The 3,068-nt window shown below is 58.7% G+C and carries 3 protein-coding genes; all 3 read right to left on the bottom strand.

Annotation, left to right across the window (positions count from 1 at the left end; genetic code table 11):
* On the bottom strand, positions 1-573 hold a 573-nt coding region (locus AB7E65_RS12290; RefSeq protein ID WP_428746060.1), incomplete at its 3' end, for a phosphate ABC transporter ATP-binding protein.
* 13 nt (positions 574-586) lie between these two features.
* Positions 587-2,185 carry a phosphate ABC transporter permease PstA gene (gene pstA / locus AB7E65_RS12285; protein ID WP_072286053.1) on the bottom strand — a complete coding sequence of 533 codons (1,599 nt, stop codon included), beginning with the start codon at positions 2,183-2,185 and terminating at the stop codon, positions 587-589.
* A gap of 11 nt (positions 2,186-2,196) precedes the next feature.
* Positions 2,197-3,068 (bottom strand): ABC transporter permease subunit (locus AB7E65_RS12280; protein ID WP_428746059.1); only part of this gene is annotated, 872 nt, incomplete at its 5' end.

Below are 3,068 nucleotides of genomic sequence, written 5' to 3'. Positions count from 1 at the left end.
GGACTTGGGATCGAGGGCTGAACAGGGCTCGTCCATGAGCACCACCTCCGGATTGACAGCGATAGCCCGCGCGATGCAGAGGCGCTGCATCTGGCCACCGGACAGACCGAGGGCCGACTCCTGCAGGCGGTCCTTGACTTCATCCCACAACGCCGCGTGGCGCAAGCTTTTTTCGACGGTTTCATCAAGCAGCGCCCGGTCCTTTATCCCGGCGATGCGCAGGCCGTAGACAACGTTTTCATAAATCGATTTGGGGAAGGGATTGGATTTCTGAAAAACCATGCCGACCCGGCGGCGCAATTCGATAACATCCATGGCAGGCGTGTTGACTTCCGTACCATCGAGCAGAATGCTGCCTTCGACACGGCCGCCGTCAACCAGGTCGTTCATCCGGTTGAGACAGCGCAGCAGCGTCGATTTGCCACAACCGGAAGGCCCGATCAACGCCGTAACCTTATTGCGGGGAAAATCCAGGTCAATGCCGTGCAAAGCCTTGGAACTGCCATAATAAAAGGCCAGATCATTGACCTGAACGATCGGATCCGTCACCGTGACGGCACGTGTTTCACTCATAGCCTCACCTGATTTAAAAAGTTCCGTAAGTATAGCGTTTTTTCATCTTGTTGCGCAGGTGGATAGCCACGCTGCTCATCACCAGCACAATCAGCACCAGCAGCAAGGTGGTCACGAAAACCATGGGCTTGGCTGCCTCGACATTCGGCGACTGAAAACCGATATCATAAATGTGAAATCCCAGATGCATGAATTTGCGGTCCAGGTGCAGAAAGGGGAAACGCCCATCCAGCGGCAAGGCCGGCGCGATTTTGACTACACCGGTGATCATCAGCGGCGCGACCTCGCCGGCGGCGCGGGCCATGGCCAGAATCAGGCCGGTCATGATGCCGGGCGAAGCCATGGGCAGCAGAATCCGGGTCAATGTCTGGAATTTGGTGGCGCCGAGTGCCAGAGATCCTTCCCGCACGCCATTGGGGATGGCGCCCAGGGCCTCCTCGGTGGCTACGATTACCACCGGCACCGTGAGCAGCGACAGCGTCAGGCTTGCCCAGAGGATGCCCCCGGTGCCGAAGGTCGGAGTGGGCAGCTGCTCGGGGAAAAACAGGCGGTCGATGCTGCCGCCGATGCCATAGACGAAAAATGCCAGGCCGAAAATCCCGTACACGATGGACGGGATTCCGGCCAGATTGTTAACGGCGATGCGTACCATGCGCACCACCAGCCCGTCACGGGCATATTCGCGCAGATAGATCGCCGCCAGCACGCCCAGGGGAAAGGAAAACAGGCTCATGACGAAAATCAGCATGACTGTGCCGAAAATGGCCGGGAAAAGTCCGCCTTCGGTGTTCGACTCACGGGGCTCATCAAACAGAAGTTCCGCCAGTCGGACCGCGTAGTAGCGTACCTTGCTGAAAAAAGACATGCTATTGGGCCGGTAAAACCGCACAAGCTCCAGAAGCGGCAGGGTCTTTTCGCGCCCCGATACATCGGCGAAGGTGGCCGTATGGGCAAGCAGACTGGCGGTCAGTTCCGACTGGACCTGCAGCAGCTCCTCAAAATCCCGGTGTAACACAGACTGCTGCCGTTCCAGTTCCAGAATCGCCGGATCCTGCGCGGTGCGGCCACGGAATAAAAGATCCCGCTCTTTTCGAGCCATCCGGTCCATGCGTTGGTTGAGGGCCGTGACCCGCTCTTTAAGCGCCGCCAGCTCTTTTTTCTTATCCATCACATGGCGATGCGCAAGGCGCAGGGCCTCCAGCGGCGTCGCGCCGCTCACCCCTGTTCGAGCCACATCGCTCAGGGCGATCAGTCGTCCGTAAAAATTCCCATACTCCATGCGTTCCAGCGCCAGGGTATCCCCGGCATAGTCGAGATCAGCGATAGCGGTCTCATCCACCCACCGGAAATCCAGTCCGTAAAGATCCCGGTTGCCGACCTTGAATTGCAGTCGTTCGCCCCGGCCTTCATAAACCGGCTCGCGACGCACGATCTCGCCCATGACCATGCTGCCGTCATCCAGGGTGGCGGTGGCCACCCGTGACGGCCAGAACACACCAAGCCCGTTGACCAGGACCACGACAATGAGGGTCGCAGCCATCAGCAGCGTGATCGAAAGCGCCGCGGCGGTCAGCCAGACGCAGGGTTCCCCATTTTTCCAGAATTTGTTCATGTCAGATCCTGTCAGAACCGGCCGTATTTTTTCCGCAGGTGCTGGCGAACCAGCTCGGCCACGGTATTGAGCACAAAGGTCATCACAAACAGCAGGACGGCAGACAGAAACAGCACCCGGTAAAGCGTGCCGCCCACCGGCGCTTCGGGTATTTCCACCGCGATATTGGAGGACAGCGGCCGCATGCCGTTGAAGATGCTCCAGTCCATGATGGCGGTATTGCCTGTTGCCATGAGGACAATCATGGTCTCTCCGATGGCACGCCCGAAGCCGATCATGGTGCCGGCAAAAATTCCCGGGCTACCGGAAGGCAGAACCACCCGCCAGACCGTTTGCCAGCGACTGGCCCCCAGGGCCAGGGAAGCGGCCTTGAGACTGCCCGGGACATTGGACAGCGCATCCTCGGCAATGGTGAAAATAATCGGTATGACGGCGAATCCCAGCGCAAAAGCGATGATGATATTGTTGCGCGCGTCGTAACGGATGCCGGTTTCGCCAAACAACCAGAGTTTGAAATTGCCGCCGAACAGAGCCGCTTCCGCCACCGGCCCGAGCTTGATGGCGCAAACCACCGCGGTCACCAGCACCGGCGCCAGAAGCAGAAATTCCACACCGCGATCGAGCTTTTTAAAACATGGATGTTTACAGACGACCTGCCATAGAAGAATCGACGCCAGCAGAAACACAGGCACAAAGGCCAGGCTCATGAACAGGGCCGGAATCGATTTTTCCAACAGGGGCGCAAACCACAGGGCTGCCAGAAAACCGATGATCACCGAGGGGATCGCCGCCATTACCTCCACCGCCGGTTTAATCATGCCGCGCAGGCGGGGATTGGCAAACTGGCTGGTATAAATGGCGCCGAAAATGGCCAGCGGCACGG

This window comes from Syntrophotalea sp. (assembly GCF_050253115.1).
GTDB classification, from domain to species: Bacteria; Desulfobacterota; Desulfuromonadia; order Desulfuromonadales; family Syntrophotaleaceae; genus Syntrophotalea; species Syntrophotalea acetylenica.
Note: the sequence above shows the minus strand (reverse complement) of the source record. Positions and strands in the feature narration are given on the sequence as shown.

What these genes read in the sequence shown, in the direction of transcription:
- pstA (WP_072286053.1), bottom strand. Translation starts at nt 2,185, where the DNA reads ATGAACAAATTCTGGAAAAATGGGGAACCCTGCGTCTGGCTGACCGCC.